Raw genomic sequence first — 22,503 nt, 5'->3', positions numbered from 1 at the left:
CTCTTCAGCGCCGCTCTTGGATATGGAGGATCGGGCAGCCGGCATTCGATTCGATGGCACACGAAGCGCCATGCGAAACCGCAGTACCTCAAGCTTCGGGTTTCATTTCTCAAGGAACGGAAAAATGATCACGAACTGCACGAACTGGCATGCCTGGCTGGACACCATGCCACCCAAACCGGACGAACTTCATGTAGTAGGAGACATTGAAGTCGCCAACCCAGGGGTCAAGGCCTATCTGACGGTACGAGTCCCGCAAGGTATCAACCCGGCAATACTCTTGCTGGATCTGCACCTGTTCCAGAGGCCAGGGCAATGGATTCAGCAAATCACCTGCACGCAAGTCAAGTTCACCCGGGTGCTGCCGCCAAACTCCGCGCTCTATACCGCGGTTGAAATCTTCCACAACAATGAGCGAATCGCGTATATCGACGAAATCCCACACATCTCCTGACTGATTCGTACTGAGTCAGTGGAGCCTTGATATCCGACTGCGACCGCCTGATCCTGGATCAGTCGGTCGCCTCTCCCGCCGCCCACCTGCTTCATTCAATATCTCGGTGCTTGAACTGAGCAGCCTCTGCCTCTAGCCTGCAACCCGTCGTCAGGAAAAGCGCAAGAGAAATGATCAGAAGATTTGAACAGCAAGATATGGATGCCGTGCTGGACATCTGGCTGCAGGCTTCGCTGAAAGCCCACGACTTTATCGACGCCTCATTCTGGCAGTCGCAAGTCGACAATATGCGCAACCTGTACCTCCCGGCGTCAGAGACCTATGTCATCGAACGGCAATCCAAAGTACTGGGCTTCTATTCACTGCACGACGAGCAGCTGGCCGCCCTCTTTGTTGCGCCTGAATTCCAGGCCAAGGGGATTGGCAAGCAATTGCTCGCCCATGCCAGGACACAGCGCCCGGTGTTAAGTCTGGCGGTGTACAAGGACAATACGGCCAGCTGCGGCTTTTACCTGGCACAGGGTTTTGTCGTGACCCACGAGCAGACGGATGAACATACGGGGCAGCAGGAATACCTGATGAGCAGCGCCCCGCTCTGATCCAACCCGTCAGGGTATATCCAGCCCCGGCTTTTTATTGCCCCCCAAAAAACAAAAAGCCCAGCGTACGAGCTGGGCTTTGCTTGGCCAAAGACTGAATCAATGAGGCTGACGCTGCCTCTGCAACTCTGCCTTCAACCAACTGCTTGCCGGTTGCGAGCCCCCGGGGCAGCGCACCTCATAGGCCTTGCCACTCATGCTGCTTTTAGTGGCGGCGAGGTCGATAAAGTCCTCCGCGCTGCTCACCATGTTCTTGCCCTCGAGGTAATTCAGCTTTTTCTCCAGGTGCTGCCGTGCCTGAGGGGCCGGGTATTCGGTGCCGTTACGCACGAACTGACATTGGCTGTGCTCGACAAAATCCAGCAAGCCCTTTATCTCCTGGGCTGCCTGAGGCGTCGTTTGAGCCTGCGCACTGCTCGCTATGGCCAAGACGCCGATACCCGCCGCCATCAGCCATCGAGCCCACTCACCGGTAAAAATTCGCATCATTCGTCCTTGTCTTGAAACTGAGCCATGTTGCCGGATCTGGCCGAGCATCGCCCGGCACCAGGTCGGTCAAACTTCGATAGGGAAAACCGGTTGAACGCCCTGCTGCACATCCGCGCTTTCTATCGCGGCCTCAAGTTTGGTCAGGAAGGCTGGATTCAATTTGGCGTCAAGCAGATTGCCCTGCTCTACCGCCCTCTTCTGCTCAACCAGCTTGGCAAGTTCTGCATAAGAAAGTTTTGGTGCCGGGTTTTGAATAATCATCACTGAAGCTCTCCCTTGGTTCATCCGCCCAGCCCACTAGCGGCTGGCGGCAAGTGTATCCGCTGTTCCGCGCTCATCCAAACTCACCTGGCCAGCACTTGAGCCTATTTGCCGCGCATGCCTGTCCATGCCCATTCCTGCCCTGCCATAGACCAATGGTGCCGCCAGTCGTCGTCGGGGCGTTGACGCCCTATTCCTTAAGGCGCGCAATGGCCCCCTAAAAATGATCGCCCAGGACCCCTTTCCAGATGGCAAAGATCATAGTGCTGGCCGGTGACTTCCCCCAGGGGGACGCGGAGTATCTGCGCGGAACCATCACGCTCAAAACCCCCAATAAGCCCTTGATAGGGAAAAGCTTTCTCGTCTCCGAGTTCAAGGACCTCACCGTCGAAAATACCGACTCGAACAAGAACATGAAGAGCGCCATAGGTCTTGGCGTGGTTGGCGCCATGTTTCTTGGGCCGGTGGGCGCCGTCGCGGGCTATCTTCTGGCGGGCCACAATACCGAGGTGACATTTCTGGCCACCTTGAAGAATGGTCAGACACTGCTTGCTGCAACCGATAACGAGACCTACCAGGACATCTCGGAGCGCTTCAACAGAAAAAACCAGCCCAACAAGCGCGATAAAACCGAGCCCTGAGGTCGATTCAGCGCTTTGCTTCTTTTAGTCTGGTTGGGATGACAAAGTTGCAGGAAAGATCGCTTATTGCGAAACCAGTCGATTGACCTTCGACTGTCCCCCTCCCATCAAGCAGCCAGCAGAACCTTCTCTATCAGGCCGCTCCACGCCGGCAAACATCGACGAATGGCTGGATTTGAGAACAGCGCGATGAATTCGCACGAATGGAAAAGCGACAAGGCTGACCGGACGGGGAAACCGTTCACCGTCAGCCTTGTCGTTTGGACAGCTTCAACCCAGGAACCAGCGGATTACCATTGGCCCGAGAAGATGCAGGTCAGTGCTTCGATGCCGCTGAACTTCCACAGCGAGTCGTTACAGTCTCTGGCGAATGCATGGGCGTTCGAGGCGGTGAGGGCCAGAACCACTGCGGAGGCGTAGACGATTTTCTTGAATGACATGGTGAATCTCCCTTTTCGAGTCGGCACTTTCTTGTGAGAACCATCCTGACGAGGATGGTCATCCGCACTATATGCCTGGCCTCGGCAACAGACGATTAGGGCTGTTGTGCTAATGGCCAATGCGCATCACCCAAGGCCGTGGGCGAATGGCACAAGGCTTACAGCTCCTCTGCGGACGAAAACCGAAACAGATCAGAAGTTGCAGCTGTATTGATACTCGAAGGGGAAGAACACCGTATCGACCACCAAGGAAAACGGCGCGTCGATCAGTAAAAAGGGAATCAGCTTTCCATGGGATGTGCCTACCAACCACCAGTCCAGACGCACGCCCTTGTAAGGGCAAGGGTGGTCGTAGTCCATGCGCATCGCTACCGCAGCGCAGCCGCTCAAGCAGTTGATCAACACCAACAGAATCACTTTCCGAAACACCTAATGTCCTTATTACTTCCATGTGCAGAACTGCGCAGGTGTCACTGCAATTCGCTAGTCACTCTTCCCCAGTCGTAATGACAGAGAAATACATCCGCAATCGGAAAGACAAGAAAGTCGCTCCAAGCAAGCGAACCGCCGCCTGCGATTCAAATTTGCGGACCGGAAACGAACAAGGGTTTGCATCAGCTTTCGCCAGCAAACCCTTGAGATAGATGGTGCCCGAAGCCGGAATCGAACCGGCACGCCCTTACGAGCGGGGGATTTTAAGTCCCATGCGTCTACCAGTTTCGCCATTCGGGCGGTAGCGCGGTGTTGCAATCTGAAAGGCTTGAATTGCCTGAGCCGTTTCAGCGCCTTGCGGCAAGGGGGTGAAATATATACATCCCCTACCCTTGAAGCAAGTTCGTTGGCGTCAAATTCAAGACTGGATATCGAACGCGGCCACAAACAAAAAGGCTCCGTAAATCATCGATCTACAGAACTATTTTCATCAGTGGGAACAGCAGCCGGAATCGAGCCGGCGCAGACGGATCTGCATTTCACTGATAAAACCAGATATTTCAATAGACTACCACAGCAAAATCGACGTAACCATCTGATTTTAAAAGGCTTGTAGCTGGACGAAGAGGCGAAGACAGATTTTGCCCAGCCGGCGTGGGGATCCAGGGATGGCTGCCCCCCTGGGCCAGCGGAGTCGAAGAGACAGGCCTTAGGCCAAACGGCGAAGGAGCGAAATAGGTGCCCACCCTGACCAGCTGTTGGCCGTTCAGCATTCCATCGTAAACACACCTGGCCGGGCAAGCGAGATAACTCTATCCAGAGCGGCCGCCCATGTCCCGAAGACAATTCTGAAGAAACCTGAACGGCTTGAGCCCCGGTGTGATTGGCAGAAGCCCGCTCACCCCTGCCGTTGTCGACCCCCTCTTAGCTTTCATCGGGTATCAAAATCCACCGCAGTGCCATCCATCCAGTGGCGGAGATCATCCACCCCGAACTCACGGCCGAATCGAACGATATGCCCCACATGATCGGCGTAAGCCAGCATTGCATGCCGCGTTGCGCCTTGGGTGGCCGCCGACAGGAACTCAGCCTTTTCCAGCGCCATCCCCTGCTGGAAAGGCAGCGACGCCCCCTGATAGACCAGGTGCTTGATCGCGCGTACAGCGTTCGCCGGGCGGCGCGCCAGCACCAGTGCCTCTTCCATCAGACGCTCCGCCGCAACGACTTGATTGACCTGCCCCAGCTCCTGCGCCTGCTGTGGCGACAAGAGCCTGCCGTCGCCACACCGACGCTGCGCGACTCTCCGAAGACCACTACGAAGCGAGATGCCCCATCGCGATCGTCACACTCGAACACGGATCGCACTCAGAGGTTCTCACCGCAGCCTGCGGCGCGGCGTTCGAAAGCTGGCGGAGGGAACTCGCACAGGCACTCGAAGATCGCGGGTTCGAACCCAAGCGTACCAGCGAGATCGCTTTGAGCACCCTGGTCGTGTTGAAAGGCTGCCTGGTGATCGGACGAGCTAGCGTATCGACAGAAGCATTCGAGGCGGGGCTGGCGAGGCTGCTTATCCAACTCGGCGAACAGGGAGCGGCACTTCCCTTGCCCGCCACGCCAATATCTTGAACAGGCTGCGATAGCGAGGCGGTGGATGGGACTCTATTGATTCGCACATGCGGCAGGAGCCGTTGGCCAGGGCAAGACGAATCAGCCGCATGACCTTAGCGCTGTAAAACCCAGCTGGAAGATGTGCCCGAGCACAACGAATGATCGCCGCCTCGGCGAGCAAGCACACGTCATCTATCGGATTCGATAGCCAGGCCTTCGCATCCTTGGAGCGCCTTTACCCCAGATTGAAAATCTCGATGCAGAACCCACATGAGCGAACGCTGATAAAACAGCAAAAACAAGTGACTCAGACACTAATTCTACCACTCGTCGGAACCGTCACTTTATAAAGGTGAGGGTACCTTGCTTTTACCTGTTTACAGGCTTGACTGTATTCCAATCTATGATCGAAGAAGGAAATAAAATATATCAGCTCAAGAAACTGATACTGCCCTTGATATCGATATCAATCGCCTTTGCCATCAATACTCCACAACATCTTCAATGAGTTAACCTAACTACTGATTTCCCGTAGCAGTGGCAAGTCTGCAACTTGATTTTGAATAGGGAGCCAACTCATGGAATGTACAATCAAAAAGGAATATGAAGATGAGCATCACAGTCACAAACGGGGCAAGTACAGTAGTTAACGTGGCAATCAGTACATGGGAGAAAGACGGCAGTGACGCTTACTGGCCATTAGACCAAGGCAAAGGCGATACCTGGAAACGTAGTGACCCAAGGGGTTACTTGATGGCCATTCAGGATAAATCCCAAACAACTGAATACTACGTCTCCTGCAACAGTGTAATTGTCATCGAAGACAACGTCGTGAAGGATCACGGCCGGACTCTTAACCCAGTCGCTGCTGCCGGGAAGAAAAAAGTGGCAAATGCGTAACATCTATAAGTAAGTGCATGTATAAAATGGCCAGTATCGTACAAGATGCTGGCCATTTCCGTAGGAAAAAAGCAAACCACCCATCCGACTAGCGACCATCAGACGCCCCCATATTTAGTTGAGCTCTTATATCTCAATATATCTAGACAAAAGCACTTCACTACTTGTCTCTGTAAACTTCTTTGCGATAACGCCTGATACGCAACAAAGCAATCAGTCCTTGATCGCCATCGTCAGTAATTCTGATAGCTCGTTGAGCATCCGGCCGGACACGCCAGGCACGTGCAGTCCCATGAACCACACCTCTGACGCCAGAGGCAGCAGGTACATTGGTGCAACGGGTTGGGCCTACTCGTCACGGGAAGGCGGATAAGGGATTGCGCATTTTGCTGGAGGTAGCAGGCCACAAAATAGCCCCGATGGACTCATCCAAGGGATTTCTGGGAGGACAAAGCACCACGGAGCCCAGCCCCCCATTAAGAGCGATGGGATACCTGCTTCCCTCCAGCCAATAAAAAAGCCCGCACCTTTGCGGCGTCGTACATGGTCGTTTCTCCAGGGTTGTGTTCGGTCGAAAACACCAGGTTTCAGAGGGTTCGTTGAATACGACGCGCTGTAGAAGGCTCCGGCAAAATCGCCGCGACTTTGCACTTGTATCCCAGTGCCCCTGGATAGGATCAGGAGCACTTTAAGAATCGACTGATACCTGGGGAAATACAGCGCCACTAATATGCTCGGTCTCTTAATCAGGACATGCGGCGAAAGCCCCACAACCAGTCGCACTGACTTAGGAGCCCCCCTATAAGGAAGAGGCGCATCGATGTCTCTTTCAATCCTTGCGAGAAACCCCATGAAAAAACACCTTGCCATGCGTGCAACACTTGCCGGATTCCTGTTGTTGTTTGCCGTGCCCTCCCATTCCGGTATCTCATTGGATGCAACTCGATTGGTACTGGCCGGGCCGAAGAAGGAAGCATCCATTCTGGCGCTGAATGATGAGTCGACTTCCCTCATGATCCAGTCCTGGATCGAGCCCTTCAGCGCCAGCACCAATCAGGACGTACCCTTTGCCATCAGCCCTCCCCTGAAACGCCTGAATGGGCACGCCCGGCAGCAGTTGCGTGTTTTGTATCAAGGCACCGGGCTACCGGCAGACAGGGAGTCGGTGTTCTGGTTGAGCGTGCAGGAAGTCCCCCAGAAGTCGAAGGATGAAAACGTCCTGCAGATTGCCGTGCGCCAGCGCATCAAGTTGTTCTACCGGCCCGCCGACTTGCCAGGCGAGGTTGACCAGACCCCATCCAGGCTGAAATGGCGCATGGTGCCCAAGGATGGCAAGCCAGGCCTGGAAGTCAGGAATGACTCAGCGTTTCACATTTCTTTCGGCACGGTGAACCTCAAGAGCGGTTCGAACAACTATCCGATTCCCGCAGAAATGCTGCCCCCCTATTCAAGCCAATCTTTCGCGATCGAGGGGGCTTCTTCCCTGGCTCCAGGCGGAGCAACAAAGATCGAGTTCGAAAACATCAACGACGATGGAGTGCCAGTACAGCACTCAGGCGACATATCCAGCTGAGCGTAGTTAAAGCCCAGAACCCTTCGCTTATCGCTTAACCCAGCATCGTGTCATCGGCTGAATATCACTTCTTAGTGAAATACACACTTCGTCAACGATCTGCAGCCACATTTCCGAACGAATGGAGCCAAGGGTGCGAGAGAGCGATTCACCCACGAACCACATTCAAGGTCGATCAGGGAGAAACAGGCAATGAAGACCACAGCAGAAAGAATTTTCAGCGCAATATTCATCGTGCCGCAACTGTGCGTAATAGCATTCATAGCCCTCGCCGTGTCACCACCCGCGAAGGCGGATGTAACAGCATTCGGGCAAGAGCTTTCGATCCCGAAGAACACGGCCAACGGCATCGTAGTGGCTCGACATTACATGACTCCGCAGCAGGTATGCGGTGGATCGAGCTGCAGAGTCACCCAAATTCTCGCCTACCCAGATGGCGGCGGGACCCCCTCAAACTCAACAGTACTCACCACGAATGTCTCGGGCATATCGACTCGTTTGCTGATCAATGGAAGAGCCTACGGAAGTTCATATCCAGGGGAAACGTTCACGCGGCCAATCGAAGTACAGTTACTCGGCGATGGTCGAGAAAATAAAGGCGGCTCCCTTGCGGGCGTCCACGCCTCACCGTACTACTACACTCTCACAACAGTAGAGGGCTACGCTTTTCGAATCTACCTGAAGGGCACTATCACCCCTATCGACGGTACCTGCTCGGTGCCTAGCCAGACGGTAAAGCTACCTAAAACCTTGATTCAGCGCCTGGAGCGCGTCGGCTCGACAGCCGGCACCCAGAGTTTCCAGATACAGGTCAACAACTGCCCCAAGGGCTATAACCGGATTGGCTATACCCTTGACCCCGTTGGCGGCGTGATCGCGAACTCACCAGGGGTTTTGCCGCTTGCTGGCGGTTCGACCACGAGCGGCATAAGGATCCGGGTCGAAAACGCCCAGGGTGCTCCAGCAACCATGGGGAGCTCGATAACGGTCGATGGATACAACAAGGCGGTAGGTGGCTCGTTTGTAATTCCGATGCAGGCGTCCTACATCAGAACCGACACAGTCGCCAAACCGGGAACAGTAAAGGGGGCGATGACCGTGTCTATGGATTACCGGTAACCCTATCTGCTTGCCTCCTTCGAACCAACGACAGGAGGCGCCGCCAGTCGAGCCCATGTCTGGCCAGCCGATGCCGGCTTTCAAGGCAGACTTTGAGGGGCCTCAAAAAACCCATCGGGAGGGCCCGGAACGGCAGGCCGCCATAAGGCTTTCACTGCAGTAATGAAAGTTGGCCTGCCGCCATATCGGCTGCTAATCGCGGCACAGGCATTGCTCCTTGCGCTTCAAGCCTGCTTTCCTCCAGCCAATAAAAAACCCCGTAGATCATTGATCTACGGGGTTTTCAGTTTGGAGACTGGGGTCGAAATCGAACCGGCGTAGGCGGATTTGCAATCCGAGAGGCAAGGCCTTGTATTTCCTGGGCTGCACTGTGTTTCGCGTTCCATTACCAAGCAGATTTCGATGCTCTACAGACCGCATTCTATGATCGGCGGTGGATCACCTCTGCCTTGCCGCGACTCATTCAGGTCGATGGTCGAGCTGCCCCGCGCAAACTAAAACAACGAGGTTGCTGCGATGGTGGCGCGAAGCGCCGCTGTCGCTCGGCGAATATCTTCGGCGGTCGATGGAATTTCCGCGACCATGTTGAAGCAGCCGTGGATGTTCCCGCTGACTTCCTGATAAGTGACGGGTACACCCGCCGCGATCAACGCGCCCGCATAGGCCCGCCCTTCGTCTCGCAGGGGATCGAGGCCCGCCGTGACCAGGACAGTCGGCGGCATCCCAGCTTGATCGAAGCGCAGAAGGTCGAAGCGCGGATCACCGGCGGGTGCTGCATATTGGTTGTAGAACCAGTCGATGCAAGCACCAGTCAGATAAAGCCCATCGGCAAACTCCTTGCGCGACCGCGTACCGCCGGCGCTATCGACACAGGGATAGCTCAGGAACTGAGCAGCGACGGGAATGGTGGCCGGTCTGTCGTGTAGACGATGTGCCACGACCGCTGCGAGATTGGCGCCCGCACTGTCGCCGGCAAGCACAAGCGCCGCAATCTCGCGACCGAGAGCATCCCGACCATGCGCCGCAAGCCACCGCGCTGCGGCTTCGGCATCGTCAGGCGCTGCTGGCCACGGACTCTCGGGCGCCAGGCGATAGTCGACCGCGACGACCGGAAGATCCAGTTGCTCGGCCAGCGCGACGCAGAGCGCATGATGCGACTCCAGATCGCCGAGTACGAAGCCGCCACCATGGTAATAGATCACCAACGGTCCAGGTGACCGTTCCGCGCGCGCGTCGTAGAAACGCATGCCGAGCGAGCGTCCACTGACATCGGCCGCAAAGTCGCGCACTATGGCGAGATCATGCGTGACCGGGGGCGCGGCCGCCCTGGCCCGGCCGATGAGCGCACGGACCTGCCCGACCGGCAGATCCTCCATGCGGGCGAGCGGCGAGGCATTCCAGAGATGGAGAAACCTCTGGACATCGGAACGGATGGCAGTTTTGGTCATGATCGATTCCTCTCGTACGATGAGCTTGCCGCGCATACGCCCGGCAACATCAGGTTGGTTGTTTGGCCTACAACGATGCCGGTATCGCTGCATCGGCACCCACTAGCAGCCATCGGCCAACTGGAACCAGGGCGGCCCACTAATTGAGAAGTACGCAGCAATGGTTCGCGGCCTCCCAAACCAGATGTATGACGACAAAGCTATTGCCAGGGTGTGCATTGATGACGGGCTGTCCTGGAGCAGTGGCAATACCCCGCTCATTGCGCTGTGCCATGCCATTGCTGAAGCCAAGCTCGGCGAAACCATTCAGGTGCCGGCAGAGCTGATCACGCAATAGGAGTTCGCCACAGCCCGTGTTGCAGTCGACGGATAGCCAGGACAACGGGCGGTGCGAACGCTGAAACCATGGCCAGGCGTAACGCCAGCGTCAGCAAGTCTTTCCGAAATGCCCACGCCAACTATCTGAATAGGTGCCCACCCTGACCAGCTGTCGGCCGTTCAGCAATCCCCTGCAAACACACCTGGCCGGGCAAGCACGCCGAGGATAGGTAGGCGCACCACAAGCGTCTGTAGGAATTTGCCTAAAAAACAACTTCATTAATCATACCGGCCGGAAACGGCCGGCGAGGAATCCCCATGCCTGCAAAAATATCTTCGAGATCCTGGTCGGCCTGCTCGCCTACCTCCTGATCACCCTGCTCTGGTTCTACTACGCCATCCCCAGTATGTGGGAGAGCGGGACTGAAGACGGACAAGAGGCTGCGCATTTTGATGGGGGTAGAGGGTCAGAAAAACAGCCTCGGTGAGCTCATCCAAAGGATGACCGGCAGGACAAAGCACACGGGGGCCAGCACTTCATACTCAACAAGAGCGGGAAACGAGTGTCGCAGCAAATGCTGCGCAATCGCTGGGACGATGCCCGGGAGGCAGCTCGACTTCAGGCGATCGCCGAAGCAAAACCTGATATTGCGGAGAAAATCTCACAATTTCAGTTCAAGGATATTCGTCCAAAAGCTGCATCCGAGATCCTCGATATCGCTGACGCCAGTCTGCTGCCGGGCCATTCGGAGGAGGAAATTACGAAGCGGGTGTATCGCCGAATCGGCGCCATTACCAAGCCATCAACGTAGCAAAGTTCTGGAATACTCCATTAAAAGTAATGGAACGCCTGCTTTCCTCCAGCCAATAAAAAACCCCGTAGATCATTGATCTACGGGGTTTTCAGTTTGGAAGCCGAGGTCGGAATCGAACCGGCGTAGGCGGATTTGCAACCCTGTGTGACCTTTCTTTATGCTCAATAATTTAAGTCAATTCCATTTCTACATTCGTTAGTTTTTCCATGTCTGAAGCCTACTATCTGCGCAGGGTCTACATTATTGTCCGGAAATGATTTTCATCCTCCTCCGGCGTCCCGCGACCAATCCCTTGCTGCATGAGCTTTCCAGGGGCCAAACAAACATCGAGAAGATGCGATCAGCCAGGGGCAAGCTGAAGAGATCAGCAGATTGCTCAGCACTATCGAACGCCTCACATGGGACCTTTTCGACGTCTACGTGAAGAACCGACAGATGCATGGCTGCTCACCTACCCAAGGAGATACACCACTGCCACCTAATGGCAAACAAGGCTGGCCTGTACGCACTGAAGGACCAATCCCTCACCGCCTAACAATCTCAACTGTGACCACCTGACACAGCAACTCGGCAAAGGCATAAGCGCTCGACCTCCTTGAGTGGTCGGCCAGCGTCCTGCCCCGGTATAGCCGCTGTACATCGATTACAGACCGAATAGCAGCTTGCCGTCCTTGATAATTCCACCCAGGGTCCTCTTCACGCTCTGCCATTCCGGTAGTTTGACCAAAACAGTATAGCCAGCAACAGGAGTCCAGGACTCGCCATTACTCAGTGTGCGACAGCGTCGACCCTACATCCGAGGTAGAGGCTTTAGACATATAAACGCTATCCATGAAACTCCTGAAAAATGGAATTGCAACTTCACCATAACGCTGCGACCCAACCTCGTTCAGATGATGAGTGTCTTGATAGATCAGCGTGTGATTTTGCAATGGAACCTCAGCAAAGAATGGAGTACTCGACAAATCTAGGAACGTTGCATTCTTGTGTCGTGAAACGAGGTCTTTTACTTTCAAGTTGGCGGCAGCCCACTCGGAATTCATCGAGGCGGGCAGATTAAAACCAATACTATTGGCACGATAAATACGCTGCGGGTTCGACGAAAGCATTGGTACTTGAGCAAGAACTAGAACCTGTTGATTCCTATCGGCTGCCTCCGACAGAAATTTATCCAATTGTTCCATAAACTTATCGCTTGCCGACTGATACTGCCACATTCCAGCGATAATGATCCCGTCAGCACTGGATTCGTATTTCTCACTCTCTGCAATTTGATTAAGGCAATCTTTACGCCCTCCTTCCGGGATCCGATCTATATCAAAGCCAGGAATAGTCACACAGTTACTTGACGTAACAACCCTTATCCTTGCATGAATTGAGCGACCTACAATATCGGCGAAATAATTCAGTTGCGCAGCATGGCTATCACCTAGCATCAGCAGTGTGCGCTGAGCTTCTTTATCTCCTCGAATACAGTCTCCCACAACTTTGCCATGACAAATCTCAGCATTATTAGCATATCGAGTAAGACTATCTGGTAATGGCTTCACAAGCCTGGGACTTATAGCAGCCGCTAAGGCGATGACGGCAATCGAGGTCGCACTCAACCCCATAACACGCGCAAGAGTTGACTTCACTGAGGAGCGCTCCCTGAAAGGGCTCTCCACGTATCGGTAAGACACATATGCACAGCCAAGGGTCATCGCACAAAACACCAACGCAGCAGAAGCTCCGACCTCATAGGTACCAAGAAGGTAGCGTATGGCTGCCAGTATCGGCCAGTGCCAAAGATATAGAGAGTAGGAAAGCGCTCCCAATAGCACTAAGGGAGCGCATGAAAGAGCGCGGTTAAGCGTGCTTCTTTGGCTGACAAGCAATAAAGCAGTGCCAAGGCATGCAGGCAATGCCAACACTCCTGGGAACTTCTGCTCTTCTGTTATAAAGAAGAAACTCGAAAAAACCAGTGCCCCGCCAATATATGCGAAAGCAGTAGATGGCACCTGTGAAAACTGGCGATACCGCAATAAAATAGCTGCCAAGCTTCCTATCAAAAACTCAGGAACTCTCGCCAACAGTGAAAAATACACTGCCTGTCGATGGCCTTGCTGAAGGAAATACTCCGAACCGGCTATAAGAATCAAAGTTATCAGGAGCAGAGTCGGTGCTAAAAACCGCTTTGACACAACCATTAACACAAAGGGCAGAATCAAATAGAACTGCATTTCAACTGCCAGCGACCACGTATGTAGCAAGGGTAATTCGTAAGCCGCAGGTGCAAAATAATCGTTTTGCACGGCAAAAAAGTCATTACTATTAAAATAAAGCGCAGCAATCGCACTAGCTTTAAATGTATCAAAATCTCTCGGCACGAGCAGAAAACCCATAGCCAAAGACACAACAATCAACAATACCAAATATGCAGGAGCGATTCGCCTCACTCTGCCAATGTAAAAATCGGTAAAGTTAAACGTGCCTAACTCTTTTTTCCGAATAATAATCTGGGTTATTAAAAATCCCGAAATCACAAAAAAAACATCTACCCCAACAAATCCGCCTGGCAGCCAATTTTTATTAAAGTGAAAAAAAATCACCCCAAGAACCGCAATCGCACGAAGGCCTTGTATATCCTTCCTCAGCTGAGTGTCGCTACTCATTATTTTCCTCGATCTCGTTCTTCAGTCTACGATTTGCTTGCCGCAGGCGTTTCAGTACGCCATCTAACCGTAACGCCGCCAGACACCTCAAGCCCGCAATCGACCAACGCCTGCTCTGCCTTCGCAGTTTCAGTATGCGCGGCACTTACAGGGTATTGATGGCTACTGGCGACCATTAACAGAGCTAGCATCCACCAGCTTGAGCCAAGTCATGCCGGCGGCAATGTAGTGTGCCAGCAGATCCTCCAACTTGCGCTGCGGGTGTATCTCGGAATCGGTGCCATCATCAAGCCATCAACGTAGCAAAGCTCTGGAACACTCCATTAAAAGTAATGGAACCCCTGCTTTCCTCCAGCCAATAAAAAACCCCGTAGATCATTGATCTACGGGGTTTTCAGTTTGGAGGCCGAGGTCGGAATCGAACCGGCGTAGGCGGATTTGCAATCCGCTGCATAACCATTTTGCTACTCGGCCAAACTTTCGATGCTTTACAACTGCATCAAAGGTACAACTCGAAGCTGGAAAGCCGATCTTGACTCTAATCTCGACCTACCTTCCAACCCTTTGAATTCTAAGGGGTTTTTCGCGTTCCTGAATCAGGAATGGACGCAATTCTGGACTTGTTCGCAGGGCATGTCAAGAACAGGAATAAAATAATTCAATGCATGGCGCCGGCATTAGCCGTGTCTGGCGCAAGTCCCTTCGCTGCTTTCTTTTGTCCTGTGGCGGCGCATCGACAGACTAACAGGATTGTCATGACGGTCTTTGTGGAGCGCGTGGGACCAACCTGATCAGCCACACCACCAACAGCACATTCAGCAGCGCCAGCGAGCAGAGCGCTGCCAGCACCCCGCCCGCCCCCAGCGCCTGCAACAGGAAGCCGCCGGCCAGCGGTGCCAGGGCCTGGCCAATCAGCGATGGTCGCGACATGCGGCCCATCAGCAGGACATAGTCCGCCGGCGACATCAGGGCCAGCGGCAGCAGGCCGCGAACGATGGCGCGCAGGCCATTACCGGCGCCGTAAAGCACCAGGCCCAGTGCGGTCGTGCCAGGCGCCAACGCGACCAGCAACAGCCCTGTGGCCACCAGGGTGACGCAGATCAGCGCGGTCCAGACCGGATGGCGCTGGCGAGCGAACACCTGCAGTACCCGTGAGCCCACCTGGCTGGGGCCCAACAACGCGCCGAAGCCGATGGCCGCGGCCAGGGAGTACCCCAGGCCCTGCAGCAGGGAAACCAGTTGGACGGAGATCGCCGTCATGATCACCGCGCCCAGGGCGAAGATCGTGGTAAGCAGCCCATAAATACGCCGGTCGATCGCGACCACGGCAGCAACGGCGGTTGGCTGTTTCGCCAGAGATCCGCGCCCTCGCGGCAACACCCACAGGTACAGCGGCGCCACGGCCAGCGCCAGCAGCACGGCGTACGCCTGGCAGGTGCCGCGCCAGCCGATATGCTCGATCAGCAGCGCCACCAGCGGCCACGACAGGCTGCTGGCAAACCCGGAGATCAAGGTGATGCCGGTGATCGCACTGCCCGCCCGCTCGCCATAAAGCGCGCCCAGGCTGGCGAACAAGGCTTCGTACAAGCCCAGCGCCATGCCCAGGCCGATCACCACCCAGGCCAGGAGGAACATCGGTAGAGCGGTCGAAGCGGCCATCAGCCCCAAGCCCGCGGCAACCGCCAGGCCGCTGCTGGCCAGTACGCCACGTCCACCGTGGCGGGCAATCAGCCGGCTGGTCAGGGGCGCCAGCAAGGCCGAGACGAGGATGCTCAGGGACAAGGCGCCATACACCCACTGGCTGGCCCAGCCGGTGTCCTTGATGATCGGCCCGGCCATCACCGCCATCAGGAAGAACGAACCGCCCCAGACCAGGATCTGCAACAGCCCCAGCACCACAATGCCGGGAACGCCCGGTAACCCTGAATGATCGTTCAAGACAATGCCGCCAGAGGGAAAAAGATGCGCACGACCCCGAGCCAAGGGGGCGGCGCTTTTGTGCTCGCTACAGGTATTGCGAGATTTCGATCAGGTTGAGGTCGGGGTCACGCACGTAGACCGAACGAATCGGCCCGGTGGCGCCCGTGCGCTGCACCGGCCCTTCGACAATCGGCCACTCATGCAACTGCAGATGAGCAATCACCGCCTCCAGCGGCTGGGCACTGATAAAGCACAGGTCCAGCGCGCCCGGCACCGGCAGGTGAGCCTTGGGCTCGAACTCCTGCCCGCGCACATGCAGGTTGATCTTCTGATTGCCGAAACGAAACGCCATGCGGCCATTGCCGAAGGTTTCCAGGGTCATGCCCAGCACCCGCAGGTAAAAATCCTGGCAGACCTCGGGGTCCACGGTGGTCAGGACCAGATGGTCAAGGTGATCGATCAGCATGGCGCGACTCCTCGAAAAAATGCGCTGTCAGGCCTGCCTCTGCGACAGGCCGCAGGTCTCAACCGGCGCAAGAATCAACCAGGCAACTGGCCTGGAAGTCGGCGATGTGCTGCCACATCGCCACGGGATTGGAGTACATGGGGAAGTGCCCGCAGGCCGGGATTTCCGCCAGCCGCACGCCCTGGGCCTGGATATGCGCCAGGTAGGACAGCTGGGCATTCTGTTCGCCGTACATGAACATCCGCGGGCAACCCAGGCCGAGAAACTTGTCCATCAGCTCGCCATGATCCGAGAGCTCGACCATGGACTCGAAGATACCGCGCACCGCGCCGGGGCGGACCTTGTGCCGCAGGCTGGCGGCATACAGTGCGCTGGCGTAGGCCGGCGCCTGCCGGGCACGCTCGATGAAATGCTCGAAGAAGCGCTCGGCGTCGGCCTCGGGGTAATCGACTATCTGCCGGCTGAGGAAGCAGTCTTCCGGGGCGATATTGCCTTCGATATCGACAAAGCTCAGCACCCGCTCCGGAAACTTGTGGGCCAGCATCAGGGCCGTCAGGCCGCCCATGGAATGCCCGACCAGGTGGAACCGCTCGATCTGGAAATGCTCGAGGACCTGCAACGCAGTATCGAGCAGGAACGGGATGGAGATTTTCCCCAGGTCGCCACAGTGGCTGGCACCGCAGCCCGGCGCATCGTAGGCCACGAACGGCCGCCCGGAGAAAGCTGCGTGGCGCACGATGTCCGCGTAGTCCTCCTTGGTCGAGCCAAACCCGTGCAGGAACAGGATCGGCGCCCGCTCGCCGGTGCGGTGCAGGCTGGCAATGCTCAGCTCGACGCCCTGTACGGTCAGCGGCACCTGGGTAGCGATGAATTCTGCTTGCGCAGCCACGTTGAATGCTCCTTTGACGAATCGCCGCCGGCGGACGGTGACGGCCGGCGCAACGCGCACTCTCCGGGCATGCAAGGCTTATGTAAATTCCGGATTGAAGAAGGCTGTCATACGCCAAACCTATGGCAGCCCCACCCTGCCCTTGCCCTGGAACTGCGCCACCAGCTCCTCCACCAGCGGGTTGGTGCGCGTCGGGTTCCAGGCCAGTGCGGTGGTGACCACATTCAGCCGCTGGCTCAGCGGGCGCAGCACCACGTTGCTCGGGGCGACCTTTTTCAACGACGCCGGCACCAGGGCAATGCCCTGCCCGCAACTGACGAAGGCGATCTGCGACGCCACCGAGCGCACCTCGTGCAACACCCGCGGGGAGAAGCCGCTGTCGCGGCAGGTGGCGATCAGGTTATCGAAATACATCGGGCTGACCTTGCGCGCCGACAGCACCAACGGCTCGCCCGCCAGGCTCGCCAGGCTGATGCGTGAACGCGCGGCCAACGGATGGTCGCTGGGCAGCGCCACCGCCAGGCGATCCTCGGTCAGCGGGATCGAGCGAACGCTGCTGCCCAGGTCGCCCTCCAGCCGGGCGAAGGCCAGGTCGATGTCACCGGCTTCCAGGGCCGGAATCGCCTCGACGCTGTCGATCTCCCGCACCGACACCGTGAGCTGCGGGTACCGGGCCTTCAGCTTCTCGATCAGCGCCGGCAGTACGTCGAGCATCGCCGTGGTGATGGCGCCGATGGTCAGCACCCCCGACTGTCCCGCTACTGCCTCGTGCACCGCCAGCTCCAGGCGCTCCAATTGCTCGGCGAACTTGCGCACCGCCGGCAGGATAGCCTGGCCCACCGGGGTCAGCTGGGCACCCCGTCGCGAGCGGTCGAAGAGCTTGACCTTGAGCGCCTGTTCCAGCACCTGGATCTGCTCGGTCAGCGGCGGTTGCGACATGCCCAGGCGCTTGGCGGCGCGGCTGAAGTTCTGTTCCTCGGCCACCGCCAGGAACAGCCAGAGATGACGAATCAAGCGAAAATTGATCATGGCGGCACCATAGGTTTTTCGTATGCAAGGCTTCCGTGATTCGTAATATACCTATCAAACGCGCTCATCGACACTGGGGCCCTCCGTCACCACAGGGGTTACCCCATGAGCATTGCCACCTTGCTTGATCGCCTGGCGGCGCTGGACACCAACACGGTCTCCGACGCCCTCGACTTCCTCGGCCTGCCCGGCGCCACCGTCGGCCTGCGGCCGTTGTGGGACTGCCCGAAGATCGTCGGCCGTGCCAGCACCGTGCTGCTGGGCGCCAAGACCGACAGCGCGCCGACCCTGCACCTGATTTCCCCGGTGGTCGAACGGATCGCCAGCGCCGATCGCATCCTGGTGATCGCCGGCGGCCTGGAAGGCATTTCCTGCTGGGGCGACATCCTTGCCAACGCAGCGCGCCACAAACAGATCCGCGGCAGCGTGATCGACGGTTGCAGCCGTGACATCGACGGCAGCGCCGCCATCGGCTACCCGGTCTACGGCCGAGGCGTGACCATGATCAGCGCGCGCAACCGGGTGATCCAGCTCGACGCCGGCGTGCCGGTGCAGATCGCCGGGGTACGGGTAAACGAAGACGACTACGTGATCGCCGACCGCTGCGGCACGGTGTTCGTCGCCGCCCGGCATATCGAAAAAGTCCTCGACCTGGGCGAGCGCATCGACCGCCGCCAGCACGCCATGGTCGATGCGGTGCGCGCTGGCCGCTCGGTCGCCGAGGTGATGCATGACAGCCAGTTCGAAGCCATCGCGGTGGAGCACGAGCATGAATGATCAGCAGTTGATTGAGCTGTTCGCCGGCCTGGACACCCCCGGCGTCTCCGACGCCCTGGACAAACTCGGCCTGCCCGGCCAGTGCCTGGGCATCGCGCCGCTGGACAACTACCGCCAAGTGGTGATCGGCCCGGCGTTCACCGTGCAGTACGTCTCGGCCAGCGTGCCGCCCGGCACCGTCGGTGACTTCATCGACGACGTGGCCCCCGGCGACGTGGTGGTGATCGCCAACGGCGGCCGCACCGACTGCACCGTCTGGGGCGACATCATGACCCAGTACGCCGGCAGCCGGCGGATCGCCGCCACCGTGATCGACGGCGTCTGCCGCGACGTCAGCAAGGCCCTGGGCGACGGCTATCCGCTGTTCAGCCAGGGCCGCTTCATGCGCACCGGCAAGGACCGGGTGCAAGTGCAGTCGGTGAACCAGCCGGTGTCCATCGGTGGCGCCCGGGTCTGTGCTCGCGACATCCTGGTCGCCGACGCCAATGGCGTGGTGGTGGTGCCCCGCGCCCGCGCCGCTGAAGTGGCAGCCTGTGCCCGCCAGATCGAGGCGGTCGAAGCCGACATCCGCACCCTGATCGCCCAAGGCAAGACCCTCAAGGAAGCCCGGGCCGCCCTGGGTTACCACAACCTGCAGAGGAAAGTCTGATGACCACGCTCGCCCTGCCCCTCGACTTCCACGAGCGGGCCAAAGTACTCGGCAGCTCGACGCTGTATGAAGCCTCGCACCTGCCCTGCGCCGTCGACAGCGCGATCCGGCCGGTCTGGGACGGCGCCTTCATCGCCGCCCCGGCCTATCCGCTGCAGTGCTCGCCGGGCGACAACCTGGCCCTGCACCTGGCCATGGAACGGGTGCCCCGTGGCAGTGTGCTGGTGGTGGGCACCGACAACTTCATCGCCGGCTACTGGGGCGAAGTACTCACCGTGGCCGCCGAAGCGGCCGGCGTGGTCGGGTTGGTGATCGACGGCGGCGTGCGCGATATCGCGGCCCTGAAAAAACGCCGCTTCCCGGTATTCGCCCGCGGCATCTCGGTCAAGGGCACCCTCAAGGCCAGTGCGCCCTCGGTGGGCCAGCCGTTCAATTTCAATGGCGCCTGGGTCGCTCCCGGCGATCTGCTGGTGGCCGACGATGATGGCGTGATCGTCATTCCTCAGGCCGAGGCTGCCCGCACCCTGGCCGAAGGCGAAGCCCGCGCCCACAAGGAAGCGCAGATGATGCAGGCGCTGAGCGAAGGCCGCTCGACCCTGGAGCTGATGAACCTGACCGACTGGAGAAACCGCGCATGAACAGCGATATCCAGCGCCTCAACCAGCGCCTGGCCAGTGCCCGGCCCTCGGCGACCTACCGCATCATGGACCGGGTGGCGGAACGCCGGGCGCAAGGCGCGCAGATCATCTCGCTGTGCGCCGGCGAGCCGGACTTCGACACCCCCGGACACATACGCCAGGCCGCCATCCAGGCCATCGAGCACGGCCATACCCGCTACACCCAGGTGGCCGGCGTGCGTGCGCTGCGCGAAGCGGTGGCCGCCAAGTTCCGCGACGAAAACGGCCTGGACGCGAACTGGCAGGACACCATCGTCAGCAATGGCGGCAAGCAGGTGATCTACAACGCCCTGGCCGCCACCCTGAACGATGGCGATCAAGTGATAGTCCCGGCGCCCTACTGGGTCAGCTACCCGGAAATGGTCCAGCTGTGCGGCGGCACGGCGAACATCGTCACCTGCGACGCCGAGAGCGGCTTCAAGCTGACCCCGGCGGCGCTGGCCGCGGCGATCGGCCCGCGGACCCGCTGGCTGATCCTCAACTCGCCGTCCAACCCGACCGGCGCGGTGTACAGCCGCGACGAGCTCAAGGCCCTGGCCGAGGTGCTACTGGCCCATCCGCAGGTGCTGATCCTGGCGGACGACATCTACGAGCACCTGATCTTCGACGACCAGCCGTTCCACACCCTGGCCCAGGTCGAGCCGCGCCTGGCGACGCGCACCCTGACCATGAACGGCGTGTCCAAGGCCTACGCCATGACCGGCTGGCGCATCGGTTTCGCCACCGGCCCGCGCTGGCTGCTGGACGCCATGGAAAAACTCCAGGGCCAGCAGACCTCCGGCGCCAGCGCCATTTCCCAGCAGGCGGCGCTGGCCGCGCTGAGCGGCCCCAAGGATTTCATCCGCCACAGCCGCGCGGTGTTCCAGCGCCGCCGCGACCTGATGGTCGAGCTGCTCAACGCCACGCCCGGGCTGCACTGCGCCCGACCGGCCGGGGCGTTCTATGCCTTCGCCAGCTGTGCCGGGCTGATCGGGCGCACCTCGGCCGGCGGCCGTCTATTGGCCAGCGACGAGGATGTGGCCCACGCCCTGCTCGACGAAGCCGATGTCGCGGTGGTGCATGGCAGCGCCTTTGGCCTGGGCCCCTACATCCGCATCGCCTATGCCCTGGACGACCGATCGTTGCGCCAGGCCTGCGAGGCCATTCGCCGCTTCTGCAGCGCCGTGGTGTAAAGGCCTGCATTGCTCTTGGAATCCCGGCCACGCGCCGGGATTCTTCCATCAATTACTGCATTTCATGCAGCAGTCAAATGCAAATAGGCCTGATTGTTGACCCTGTAGCACAGCCCTATCCTCGTGTCCCCATCCCCAAGTTTCCAAGGAGATCGAGCATGGTCACCCGCATACAGCTTCACCAAGTCGGCGCCCCTCAGGTTATGCAGTTCGAGCAGGTGCAAGCCCAGGCACCCGGTGCCGGCGAGGTCTGGCTGGAGCAGACGGCCATCGGCGTCAATCCGCTGGACCTCAGCCAGCGCAGCGGCGCCGTCCCTATTCCCCTGCCCTGCGGGCTCGGGCTGGAAGGCGCGGGGCTGGTCAAGGCGGTCGGTCCGGGCGTTACCCAGGTCCAGGTGGGCGACCGCGTCGCCTATGCCACCGGGCCTCTTGGCGCCTATGCCAGCGCTCGCCTGTACCCGGCCGAGCGCCTGGTCAAGCTGCCGCCGGAGCTGGCCTCGGACACCGCCGCGGCGCTGTTGTTCAAGGGCATCACCGCCCAGTACCTGCTCAAGACGACCTACCCCGTCGGCCCTGGCAGCCGGGTGCTGATCTATGGTGCCGCCGGTGCCCTGGGGCAGTTGATGGTGCCCTGGGCCAAGCATCTGGGGGCCACCGTCATTGGCGTGGTGTCCAAGCCGCAGAGCGTCGAGCGGGCCCGGGCCGCTGGCTGTGACGAAGTACTGGTGTTCGATGCCGCCACCCTCGCCCAGCAGGTCGTCGAGGCCACCCAAGGGCACAAGGTCGATGTGGTGTACGACCCGATCGGCCGGGTGTCCTTCGAAGCCTCCCTCGACAGCCTGCGCCCCCGTGGCCTGCTGGTGTCCTTCGGCGCGGCGTCGGGTGCTCCGGACGCGGTGCAAGTCGGCACGCTCAACGCCAAGGGTTCGCTGTTCCTCACCCGCCCGTCCCTCGCCGCCCATACCGCCACTGCCAGCGAGTACCAGGCACGCGCCGCCGATGTGCTGGCCGCCTTCGCCACGGGTATCATCCAGCCACGGATCTGGCAGCGTTACCCTCTGGCCGAAGTGGCCCAGGCCCACGCCGATCTGCAAGGCGGACGCGCGCAAGGAGCCATCGTACTGATACCTTGAGGCCGTTTCCCTCCCTTCTGGCCGCATAGCGAGGTACCCC

Annotated in this window: 25 protein-coding genes and 2 tRNA genes; 14 read left to right on the top strand and 13 right to left on the bottom strand. The window is 58.6% G+C overall.

All coding sequences use genetic code 11. The features are described 5' to 3' along the window. The first annotated feature begins 124 nt into the window (after positions 1 to 124). Entirely contained in the window at positions 125 to 454 is a 330-nt protein-coding gene (locus ACTJKT_RS25430; RefSeq protein WP_440789009.1) for a hypothetical protein, read from the top strand. 170 nt (positions 455 to 624) lie between these two features. Then, complete coding sequence (locus ACTJKT_RS25425; RefSeq protein WP_440789008.1) at positions 625 to 1,053, top strand: N-acetyltransferase; 429 nt, start codon at positions 625 to 627, stop codon at positions 1,051 to 1,053. A 99-nt stretch (positions 1,054 to 1,152) separates the two neighbouring features. On the opposite strand, the gene ACTJKT_RS25420 is transcribed toward ACTJKT_RS25425, so the two are convergent. After that, complete coding sequence (locus tag ACTJKT_RS25420; protein WP_440789053.1) at positions 1,153 to 1,539, bottom strand: DUF5329 domain-containing protein; 387 nt, start codon at positions 1,537 to 1,539, stop codon at positions 1,153 to 1,155. 69 nt (positions 1,540 to 1,608) lie between these two features. Continuing rightward, positions 1,609 to 1,803 (bottom strand): hypothetical protein, encoded by a 195-nt coding sequence (locus ACTJKT_RS25415; RefSeq protein WP_440789007.1) that lies wholly within the window; start codon positions 1,801 to 1,803, stop codon positions 1,609 to 1,611. 248 nt (positions 1,804 to 2,051) lie between these two features. Here ACTJKT_RS25415 and ACTJKT_RS25410 point away from each other — a divergent pair, with 248 nt between their 5' ends. After that, a complete protein-coding gene (locus ACTJKT_RS25410; protein ID WP_440789006.1) occupies positions 2,052 to 2,444 on the top strand; it encodes a hypothetical protein in 393 nt (130 codons plus the stop codon). A gap of 290 nt (positions 2,445 to 2,734) precedes the next feature. On the opposite strand, the gene ACTJKT_RS25405 is transcribed toward ACTJKT_RS25410, so the two are convergent. From ACTJKT_RS25405 to ACTJKT_RS25390, 4 genes are all read right to left on the bottom strand, one after another. Next, positions 2,735 to 2,884, bottom strand: a complete 150-nt coding sequence (locus tag ACTJKT_RS25405; RefSeq protein WP_007921689.1) for a hypothetical protein — start codon at positions 2,882 to 2,884, stop codon at positions 2,735 to 2,737. A gap of 192 nt (positions 2,885 to 3,076) precedes the next feature. Then, the gene (locus ACTJKT_RS25400) at positions 3,077 to 3,313 is read right to left on the bottom strand and encodes a YceK/YidQ family lipoprotein (protein WP_053279470.1); all 237 of its coding nucleotides are present in this window, start codon (positions 3,311 to 3,313) and stop codon (positions 3,077 to 3,079) included. Positions 3,314 to 3,529: 216 nt separating this feature from the next. Continuing rightward, positions 3,530 to 3,616 (bottom strand) — tRNA-Leu (locus tag ACTJKT_RS25395). A gap of 631 nt (positions 3,617 to 4,247) precedes the next feature. Beyond that, entirely contained in the window at positions 4,248 to 4,643 is a 396-nt protein-coding gene (locus ACTJKT_RS25390) for an enoyl-CoA hydratase/isomerase family protein (protein WP_440789052.1), read from the bottom strand. Between ACTJKT_RS25390 and ACTJKT_RS25385 the strand changes: the two genes are divergently transcribed. The 4 genes from ACTJKT_RS25385 to ACTJKT_RS25370 all read left to right on the top strand — a co-directional run bounded on the left by ACTJKT_RS25385 (position 4,574) and on the right by ACTJKT_RS25370 (position 8,516). Next, positions 4,574 to 4,942 carry an LmrA/YxaF family transcription factor gene (locus tag ACTJKT_RS25385; RefSeq protein WP_440789005.1) on the top strand — a complete coding sequence of 123 codons (369 nt, stop codon included), beginning with the start codon at positions 4,574 to 4,576 and terminating at the stop codon, positions 4,940 to 4,942. The two genes, ACTJKT_RS25390 and ACTJKT_RS25385, sit on opposite strands and share 70 nt — an antisense overlap. A 591-nt stretch (positions 4,943 to 5,533) precedes the next feature. Further along, positions 5,534 to 5,824 carry a hypothetical protein gene (locus tag ACTJKT_RS25380; RefSeq protein ID WP_440789004.1) on the top strand — a complete coding sequence of 97 codons (291 nt, stop codon included), beginning with the start codon at positions 5,534 to 5,536 and terminating at the stop codon, positions 5,822 to 5,824. A gap of 850 nt (positions 5,825 to 6,674) precedes the next feature. Then, on the top strand, positions 6,675 to 7,397 hold the full coding sequence (locus ACTJKT_RS25375) for a fimbrial biogenesis chaperone (RefSeq protein WP_440789003.1): 723 nt from the start codon (positions 6,675 to 6,677) through the stop codon (positions 7,395 to 7,397). A 192-nt stretch (positions 7,398 to 7,589) separates the two neighbouring features. Then, a complete protein-coding gene (locus ACTJKT_RS25370) occupies positions 7,590 to 8,516 on the top strand; it encodes a fimbrial protein (protein ID WP_440789002.1) in 927 nt (308 codons plus the stop codon). Positions 8,517 to 9,010: 494 nt separating this feature from the next. Here ACTJKT_RS25370 and ACTJKT_RS25365 read toward each other — a convergent pair whose 3' ends face one another. Beyond that, on the bottom strand, positions 9,011 to 9,964 hold the full coding sequence (locus ACTJKT_RS25365) for an alpha/beta hydrolase (protein WP_440789001.1): 954 nt from the start codon (positions 9,962 to 9,964) through the stop codon (positions 9,011 to 9,013). Positions 9,965 to 10,124: 160 nt separating this feature from the next. On the opposite strand from ACTJKT_RS25365, the gene ACTJKT_RS25360 reads away from it, so the two are divergent. Together ACTJKT_RS25360 and ACTJKT_RS25355 are read left to right on the top strand one after the other, a co-directional pair. Next, on the top strand, positions 10,125 to 10,301 hold the full coding sequence (locus ACTJKT_RS25360) for a hypothetical protein (RefSeq protein WP_440789000.1): 177 nt from the start codon (positions 10,125 to 10,127) through the stop codon (positions 10,299 to 10,301). A gap of 556 nt (positions 10,302 to 10,857) precedes the next feature. Further along, positions 10,858 to 11,094: a hypothetical protein gene (locus tag ACTJKT_RS25355; protein WP_440788999.1), complete on the top strand. Its 237-nt coding sequence runs from the start codon at positions 10,858 to 10,860 to the stop codon at positions 11,092 to 11,094. A gap of 767 nt (positions 11,095 to 11,861) precedes the next feature. On the opposite strand, the gene ACTJKT_RS25350 is transcribed toward ACTJKT_RS25355, so the two are convergent. The 6 genes from ACTJKT_RS25350 to ACTJKT_RS25325 form a co-directional block, all read right to left on the bottom strand. Further along, positions 11,862 to 13,751, bottom strand: a complete 1,890-nt coding sequence (locus ACTJKT_RS25350) for an acyltransferase family protein (RefSeq protein ID WP_440788998.1) — start codon at positions 13,749 to 13,751, stop codon at positions 11,862 to 11,864. Positions 13,752 to 14,151: 400 nt separating this feature from the next. After that, positions 14,152 to 14,225: transfer RNA gene (locus tag ACTJKT_RS25345), tRNA-Cys, on the bottom strand. 279 nt (positions 14,226 to 14,504) lie between these two features. Beyond that, positions 14,505 to 15,638: an MFS transporter gene (locus ACTJKT_RS25340; protein WP_440789051.1), complete on the bottom strand. Its 1,134-nt coding sequence runs from the start codon at positions 15,636 to 15,638 to the stop codon at positions 14,505 to 14,507. Between the two features lie 118 nt (positions 15,639 to 15,756). After that, on the bottom strand, positions 15,757 to 16,134 hold the full coding sequence (locus tag ACTJKT_RS25335) for a VOC family protein (protein WP_440789050.1): 378 nt from the start codon (positions 16,132 to 16,134) through the stop codon (positions 15,757 to 15,759). Positions 16,135 to 16,195: 61 nt separating this feature from the next. Further along, the gene (locus ACTJKT_RS25330; protein ID WP_440788997.1) at positions 16,196 to 17,026 is read right to left on the bottom strand and encodes an alpha/beta fold hydrolase; all 831 of its coding nucleotides are present in this window, start codon (positions 17,024 to 17,026) and stop codon (positions 16,196 to 16,198) included. Between the two features lie 120 nt (positions 17,027 to 17,146). Continuing rightward, positions 17,147 to 18,055 (bottom strand): LysR family transcriptional regulator, encoded by a 909-nt coding sequence (locus ACTJKT_RS25325; protein WP_440788996.1) that lies wholly within the window; start codon positions 18,053 to 18,055, stop codon positions 17,147 to 17,149. 105 nt (positions 18,056 to 18,160) lie between these two features. Here ACTJKT_RS25325 and ACTJKT_RS25320 point away from each other — a divergent pair, with 105 nt between their 5' ends. From ACTJKT_RS25320 to ACTJKT_RS25300, 5 genes are all read left to right on the top strand, one after another. Then, positions 18,161 to 18,832, top strand: a complete 672-nt coding sequence (locus tag ACTJKT_RS25320; RefSeq protein ID WP_440788995.1) for an RraA family protein — start codon at positions 18,161 to 18,163, stop codon at positions 18,830 to 18,832. Next, positions 18,825 to 19,481, top strand: a complete 657-nt coding sequence (locus ACTJKT_RS25315; protein WP_440788994.1) for an RraA family protein — start codon at positions 18,825 to 18,827, stop codon at positions 19,479 to 19,481. The genes ACTJKT_RS25320 and ACTJKT_RS25315 overlap by 8 nt, the downstream gene beginning before the upstream one ends. Beyond that, on the top strand, positions 19,481 to 20,119 hold the full coding sequence (locus tag ACTJKT_RS25310; protein WP_440788993.1) for an RraA family protein: 639 nt from the start codon (positions 19,481 to 19,483) through the stop codon (positions 20,117 to 20,119). Before ACTJKT_RS25315 ends, ACTJKT_RS25310 begins: the two co-directional genes overlap by 1 nt. Further along, on the top strand, positions 20,116 to 21,330 hold the full coding sequence (locus ACTJKT_RS25305) for a pyridoxal phosphate-dependent aminotransferase (RefSeq protein WP_440788992.1): 1,215 nt from the start codon (positions 20,116 to 20,118) through the stop codon (positions 21,328 to 21,330). Before ACTJKT_RS25310 ends, ACTJKT_RS25305 begins: the two co-directional genes overlap by 4 nt. A 158-nt stretch (positions 21,331 to 21,488) precedes the next feature. Next, positions 21,489 to 22,463 (top strand): quinone oxidoreductase family protein, encoded by a 975-nt coding sequence (locus ACTJKT_RS25300; RefSeq protein ID WP_440788991.1) that lies wholly within the window; start codon positions 21,489 to 21,491, stop codon positions 22,461 to 22,463. Positions 22,464 to 22,503: the final 40 nt, after the last annotated feature.

The sequence above is a fragment of the Pseudomonas sp. 22526 genome, from assembly GCF_052044735.1.
GTDB lineage: Bacteria > Pseudomonadota > Gammaproteobacteria > Pseudomonadales > Pseudomonadaceae > Aquipseudomonas > Aquipseudomonas piscium.
The sequence above is the reverse complement of the archived record's forward strand: the minus strand, read 5'-3'. Positions and strand labels throughout refer to the sequence as shown.

What these genes read in the sequence shown, in the direction of transcription:
- ACTJKT_RS25425 (WP_440789008.1), top strand. Translation starts at nt 625, where the DNA reads ATGATCAGAAGATTTGAACAGCAAGATATGGATGCCGTGCTGGACATC.
- ACTJKT_RS25375 (WP_440789003.1), top strand. Translation starts at nt 6,675, where the DNA reads ATGAAAAAACACCTTGCCATGCGTGCAACACTTGCCGGATTCCTGTTG.
- ACTJKT_RS25315 (WP_440788994.1), top strand. Translation starts at nt 18,825, where the DNA reads ATGAATGATCAGCAGTTGATTGAGCTGTTCGCCGGCCTGGACACCCCC.
- ACTJKT_RS25410 (WP_440789006.1), top strand. Translation starts at nt 2,052, where the DNA reads ATGGCAAAGATCATAGTGCTGGCCGGTGACTTCCCCCAGGGGGACGCG.
- ACTJKT_RS25380 (WP_440789004.1), top strand. Translation starts at nt 5,534, where the DNA reads ATGAGCATCACAGTCACAAACGGGGCAAGTACAGTAGTTAACGTGGCA.
- ACTJKT_RS25320 (WP_440788995.1), top strand. Translation starts at nt 18,161, where the DNA reads ATGAGCATTGCCACCTTGCTTGATCGCCTGGCGGCGCTGGACACCAAC.
- ACTJKT_RS25405 (WP_007921689.1), bottom strand. Translation starts at nt 2,884, where the DNA reads ATGTCATTCAAGAAAATCGTCTACGCCTCCGCAGTGGTTCTGGCCCTC.
- ACTJKT_RS25355 (WP_440788999.1), top strand. Translation starts at nt 10,858, where the DNA reads ATGCTGCGCAATCGCTGGGACGATGCCCGGGAGGCAGCTCGACTTCAG.
- ACTJKT_RS25350 (WP_440788998.1), bottom strand. Translation starts at nt 13,751, where the DNA reads ATGAGTAGCGACACTCAGCTGAGGAAGGATATACAAGGCCTTCGTGCG.
- ACTJKT_RS25370 (WP_440789002.1), top strand. Translation starts at nt 7,590, where the DNA reads ATGAAGACCACAGCAGAAAGAATTTTCAGCGCAATATTCATCGTGCCG.
- ACTJKT_RS25420 (WP_440789053.1), bottom strand. Translation starts at nt 1,539, where the DNA reads ATGCGAATTTTTACCGGTGAGTGGGCTCGATGGCTGATGGCGGCGGGT.
- ACTJKT_RS25305 (WP_440788992.1), top strand. Translation starts at nt 20,116, where the DNA reads ATGAACAGCGATATCCAGCGCCTCAACCAGCGCCTGGCCAGTGCCCGG.
- ACTJKT_RS25365 (WP_440789001.1), bottom strand. Translation starts at nt 9,964, where the DNA reads ATGACCAAAACTGCCATCCGTTCCGATGTCCAGAGGTTTCTCCATCTC.
- ACTJKT_RS25325 (WP_440788996.1), bottom strand. Translation starts at nt 18,055, where the DNA reads ATGATCAATTTTCGCTTGATTCGTCATCTCTGGCTGTTCCTGGCGGTG.
- ACTJKT_RS25415 (WP_440789007.1), bottom strand. Translation starts at nt 1,803, where the DNA reads ATGATTATTCAAAACCCGGCACCAAAACTTTCTTATGCAGAACTTGCC.
- ACTJKT_RS25360 (WP_440789000.1), top strand. Translation starts at nt 10,125, where the DNA reads ATGGTTCGCGGCCTCCCAAACCAGATGTATGACGACAAAGCTATTGCC.
- ACTJKT_RS25430 (WP_440789009.1), top strand. Translation starts at nt 125, where the DNA reads ATGATCACGAACTGCACGAACTGGCATGCCTGGCTGGACACCATGCCA.
- ACTJKT_RS25310 (WP_440788993.1), top strand. Translation starts at nt 19,481, where the DNA reads ATGACCACGCTCGCCCTGCCCCTCGACTTCCACGAGCGGGCCAAAGTA.
- ACTJKT_RS25300 (WP_440788991.1), top strand. Translation starts at nt 21,489, where the DNA reads ATGGTCACCCGCATACAGCTTCACCAAGTCGGCGCCCCTCAGGTTATG.